Consider the following 5,279-nt stretch of genomic DNA (forward strand, 5'->3'; position numbering starts at 1 on the left):
CGGCGTGCCCGCCGGGCGTGGGCGCTGGTGTGCCTGCTCGTCGTGGCCGGGCTGCCCGCCGGGGCGGCGCCGCTCGGCGAGCCCGGGTCCGGGACGCTGCGGGTGCTCCAGATGAACCTCTGCCCCAGCGGCCGGGCCGGCTGCTACACCGGCCGGGCCGTCCGCCAGGCCGCCGACGTGATCGCCGTCGAGCGGCCCGACCTGGTCACGCTCAACGAGATCTGCCGCGACGACGTGGAGACGCTGGAGCGCGCGCTGCGGGCCGCCCGTCCCGGCGGCACGGTGGTGTCCGCGTTCCACGCCGCCGGTGACCGCCCCAACGCCGGGCCCACCTACTGCAACAACGGCCAGCCGTACGGGATCGGGTTGCTGACCCGCCTCGACGCGCGCGGCGCGCGGCCCACAGTGCACCGCGGCACCTACCCGGCGCAGGATTTCGCCGACCCGGAGGAGCGGGTCTGGCTCTGCCTGCGGGCCGCCGGGCTGCTGCACGCCTGCACCACGCACCTGGCGAACACCAGCGGTCAGGTCGCGCTGGCCCAGTGCGCCCAACTGGTCGGCGCGGTGGTGCCGGCGATCCGCCGCGACGGCGGGTACGCGCCCACAGTGCTCGCCGGTGACCTCAACCTGCGCGTCGGCGGCACGCCGGACGTGCGGTCGTGCGTGCCGGCGGGTTACCGGCGGATCGACGACGGCGCCCGGCAGCAGATGGTGACGACGGGCGACGTCACGATCTGCTGCCACCGGCCGGTGGACATGCGCGGGACGACCGACCATCCGGCGCTGCTGGCGACGGTGTCGATCGACGGCGAGCCCGCGACGGACCTACGGTTTGCGGGCGAGTAGCCCGACGAACGTGTGGTAGGTGTCGGTCTGCTGCGGCGCGGGCGCGCCCGGATCCGGACGCCACTCGGCCAGCGGCACCAGCCCCGGCTCCAGCACCGTCAGCCCGTCGGCGAAGGCGAGGATCTCCTCGTCGGTACGCCAGCGGCCGGTGCCCAGCGACTCGTTGAAGACCCGCTCGACCTCGCGCGCCTTGCGGGAGCCCTCCGGGTCGCGCTCGCCGGGGTCGCGGAAGTGCGAGATCGCCACGTAGCTGCCGGACGGCATCGCGTCGATCAGCTCCGCCGCCACCGCGCCCGGGTTTTCGTCGTCGCCGAGGTGGTGCAGGATCGCGAAGAGCAGCAACCCGATCGGCCGGTCGAAGTCGAGGAACCGGCGGACGTCCGGGTCGTTGAGGATCTCCTGCGGTGCCCGGACGTCGGCCTGGATCACCGTTGCGGTGCCCTCCGCGGCGAGCAGCGCCCGCCCGTGGGTCAGCACGATCGGGTCGTTGTCCACGTAGACCACCCGGGCGGCCGGGTTGTGCTCGGTGGCGACCTCGTGCACGTTGCCCTGCGTGGGCAGCCCCGAGCCGAGGTCGAGGAACTGGTCGATGCCCGCCTCGGTGACCAGGAACCGGATGACCCGGCGCAGGAACGCCCGGTTGGCCTGGCCGGCGGCGGGCCCGTCCGGCGTGATCCGCAGCGCGTGCTCGGCGACCTTCCGGTCGACCTCGAAGTTGTCCTTGCCGCCCAGGAAGTAGTCGTAGACCCGGGCGACGCTGGGAACGTTGAGGTCGATGCCGGGGGGTGCCGCCTTGTCGCGGGTCACAGGCGTCTCCATTCGATTCTGATCAGCGCCGCCCGCCGGTGGGGTTACGGGCGTTTTCGGGGAGTGTAGCGACCGGACGGCCCGAATTGTGGCCCCGGCTGGTACCGCTCCCACGGCGTCGGCCCGTCACCAGCACGTTCACCGTGCGACACGCGGAACGCGCCGGACCGGAACCGGTTCGCCGATGTCCGATGTGGCGTTCACACTGCCATACTCGGCATCGGACATGTGAACATCGTCGTAAGGGTGATGGCGTGCGGTTCCGGGTGCTGGGTCCGCCCGGCATCGACCGGGACGGGCGAGGCGTGCCGCTCGGCGGGCCGAAGCAGCGGGCCCTGCTGGCCCTGTTCCTGCTGCGGCCGAACCGGTTCGTCGCCGCCGACTGGCTGGTCGAGGCGCTGTGGGACGGGCGACCGCCGGCCAGCGCCCACACGACGCTGCGCACCTACGTCGCCGGACTGCGCCGGGCGGTGGAGCCCGAGCGGTCCCACCGCGAGCCGGCGCGCGTCCTGCGCAGCCGCCCCCGGGGGTACGAGCTGCGGGTCGAGGACGATGCCGTCGACGCGATCCGATTCGGACGCCTGGTGGACCGGGCGGCGGACACGCTCGCGGCCGGGCAGCCGGCGGTCGCCGAGCGGACGTACGCCGAGGCGCTGGCACTGTGGCGGGGCGAACCGCTCGCCGGCGTCGGCGAGCTGAACGCGGTGCGTCCGGAGGTGGCGCGGCTGACCGAGCTGCGGCTCACCGCCGAGGAGGGCCGCCTGACGGCTGCCGTCGCGGCCGGCCGGCACGCGCCGCTGCTGGCGGAACTGCGCCGCTTCGTGTCGGCGAATCCGCTGCGCGAGGGGGCCCGCGCGCAGTTGATGCTGGCGCTGTCCCGGTCCGGCCGGCAGACCGAGGCGCTCGCGGCCTTCGACGAGGGCCGCCGGGTCCTCGCCGCCGAGTACGGCCTCGACCCCGGTGAGCAGATGCGGGCGGCGCACCGGCTGATCCTGGAGCAGGCCGTACCGGCGCAGCCCGGACCCTCGGCGGTGGCCGGCCGGCAGGTCGTGCGGGCGGCCGGGCCCGCGCCGGCGCCGGCCGAACCCGAACCGGGCCCGGCCGCGGAGTCGCCGCGGCGGCACGCGGACCCGCTCGTGGGGCGCGGCGCCGAGCTTGCGCTGCTGCGGGAGACGCTCGACGCGGCCACCCGGCGCGGCGGGCGGGTGCTGGCAGTGGTGGGGGAGGCGGGCATCGGCAAGACCAGCCTCGCCGCGGCGCTCGGCGACCGGGCCGCCACCGGCGGCGTGCCGGTCGTCTGGGGTCGCTGTCCCGACGTCGGGCAGGCGCCACCGTTCTGGCTGTGGAACCAGGTGGTACGCGCGCTCGCGGCGATGCCGGACGCCGGCGCCACCGGCTCGGCGAGCCGCCTGGGCGGGTTCGCCGCCGGATCGCTGCCCGGCCCCGCGGAAGGCGGCGGCCTCGACCCCACGGCGCGGTTCCAGGTGTACGAGGCGGCGTCCGGCCTGGTGCACGCGGCGGCCCGGCGGCACGGCCTGCTGGTCGTGCTGGACGACCTGCACGCCGCCGACCCGGACTCGCTGCTGTTGCTGCGCTACCTCTCCGCCGGGCTGTCCACGTCCCGGGCGCTGGTGGTCGCAACGCTCCGTCCGTACGACAACGACCCGGCCCTGGTGGCGACGGTCGCCGAGCTGGCGCGCGGCCGCGACTTCGGTCAGCTCCGGCTCGCCGGGGGGGCCGCCGCCTCGGTCGCCACCCTCGTCCGGCGCCGGCCCGGGGGGGCGCCGCCGGAGCCGGTGGTGGCCCGCCTCGTCACCCGCACCGGCGGGAACCCGTTCTTCCTCACCGAGCTGCTGCGGTCCCGCACCGACGCGGCGGCCGACGCGGAACTGCCGCCGAGCATCCGGGACACGGTACGGCTGCGGCTCGTCGGGCTGCCCGAGCCCGCCCGACGCTGCCTCGACCTGCTCAGCGTGGCCGGACACGACCTGGACCTGCAGGTGATGGTGGCGGCGCTGGACACCACCGCACCGGCGGTCGCCGAAGCGCTCGCCCCGGCGTACACGGCCGCGCTGGTCACCGAGGCGGGGCCGGGCACCGTCACGTTCCGCCATCCGCTGATCGCCGAGGTCACCTACGCCGAGCTGGTCCCGCCGCGCCGGGCCGCGTTGCACGCCCGGCTGGCGCGCGCGTACGAGCGGGCCGCCGGTGTCGCGCCGGCCGAGCTGGCCCGCCACTACGGTCAGGCGATCGGCCTCGGACACGGCGAGGACCACCTGCGGTGGTCGCTGCGCGCCGCCGACGACGCGACGCGGCGGGTCGCCTACGAGGACGCGCTCGGTCACCTCGAACGCGCCGCGCACCGGCTGGCCCCGGCCGCGCAGACCTCGCCCGACGCGGCGTCCACCGAACTGACCGTCCAGCTGCGCCGCGCGGCGCTGTTGCAGATGACCGTCGGCGTCGGCAGCGACGCCGTCGACCAGGTCTGCGCCCGCGCCCGGGAGCTGCTGACGCTCGTCGGGCCGGACACCGACCTCCGGCACGCGCTCTGGGCGCTGGGTGAGCTGGCCGCCAACCGGGCCGAGTTCGCGATCTGCGCCGACCTCGCCGGGCGCCTGGTGCGGTCCGCGGACGACGGCAGCGGGCTGATCGCCGTGGCCGGTGAGTACCTGCTCGGCGCGGTCGGCTACTTCACCGGCCGTCAGGCCGAGGCCGAGCGGCGGCTCAGCGCCGGCATCGAACGGCTGCGTACCGTCGACCGGGCGCTGCTGCGCCGGGAGGTCGGCCGGCGGCCGGTGCTGGCCTGCCACAACTTCCGGGCACTCGTGCGGTCGATGCGCGGCGACCCGGCCGGCGCCCGGGCGGACATCGCCGACGCCGAGGCCCTCGCCGAGGAACTGGACGACCCGTACGGCCGGGCCAACGCGGCGCTCTACGCGGCCTGGCTGGCGATGCAGGAACACGACGTCGACGCGGCCGACGCCGCGGGACGGCGGTGCCGGGACATCGGGAGGTCCACCGGCCTGCCGCACATGACGGCGACCGGCGCGTACTTCCTGGAGTGGGCCGCCGCCCGCGCCGGCGACCACGGCCGGCTCGACGCGATGCGCGCTGCCGCCGACGGGTTCTACCGTCCCGGGTTGCGGTCCACCCGCACCATCACGTGTGCCGCGATGGCCGAGGCGTACCTGACCGCCGGCCGCGCGGAGACCGCCGCGACGCTGGCCGAGGAAGGGCTGGCCGTGGCGGACCGGTTCGGTGAGCGCGTCGTCGTCGCGGAGCTGCACCGGATCCGTGGGGTCGCGCGCCGCGACCGCGCGGAGTGGGACCTCGGCGCCCGGATCGCCGCCGACCAGGGCGCCGCACTGCTGCGGCAGCGGTTCGCGACGTTCTGACCGGTGTGGCGGCCCGCCTCCACGCCTTCTCCACACCCTTTCCACGCCGGGCTGGTGCCCTGGTCGGCGTCGGACGGCCGGAGCCGTCCGGGACCACGTTCCGAAAGGGCATCACGATGGGATCAGTTCAGCCGCCGGATCGCCAGGCCGTCCAGGAGGTCGACGTCGCCGTCATCGGCTGCGGGCCGGTGGGCGCGCTCACCGCGAACCTGCTCGGCGCCCGCGGCGTCC

Annotated in this window: 3 protein-coding genes; 2 read left to right on the forward strand and 1 reads right to left on the reverse strand. The window is 76.0% G+C overall.

What is annotated here, in order from left to right; genetic code table 11:
• Positions 1-42: 42 nt before the first annotated feature.
• The gene (locus KBX39_RS22045; RefSeq protein WP_312247474.1) at positions 43-846 is read left to right on the forward strand and encodes an endonuclease/exonuclease/phosphatase family protein; all 804 of its coding nucleotides are present in this window, start codon (positions 43-45) and stop codon (positions 844-846) included.
• Here the strand turns inward: KBX39_RS22045 and KBX39_RS22050 are convergent.
• Positions 826-1,653 carry an SAM-dependent methyltransferase gene (locus KBX39_RS22050; RefSeq protein WP_069088343.1) on the reverse strand — a complete coding sequence of 276 codons (828 nt, stop codon included), beginning with the start codon at positions 1,651-1,653 and terminating at the stop codon, positions 826-828. The genes KBX39_RS22045 and KBX39_RS22050 overlap by 21 nt on opposite strands.
• A 254-nt stretch (positions 1,654-1,907) precedes the next feature.
• On the opposite strand from KBX39_RS22050, the gene KBX39_RS22055 reads away from it, so the two are divergent.
• Complete coding sequence (locus tag KBX39_RS22055; RefSeq protein WP_210872279.1) at positions 1,908-5,048, forward strand: BTAD domain-containing putative transcriptional regulator; 3,141 nt, start codon at positions 1,908-1,910, stop codon at positions 5,046-5,048.
• The last annotated feature ends 231 nt before the right edge of the window (positions 5,049-5,279 follow it).

This window comes from Micromonospora sp. D75, from assembly GCF_018070405.1.
GTDB classification, from domain to species: domain Bacteria; phylum Actinomycetota; class Actinomycetes; order Mycobacteriales; family Micromonosporaceae; genus Micromonospora; species Micromonospora chalcea.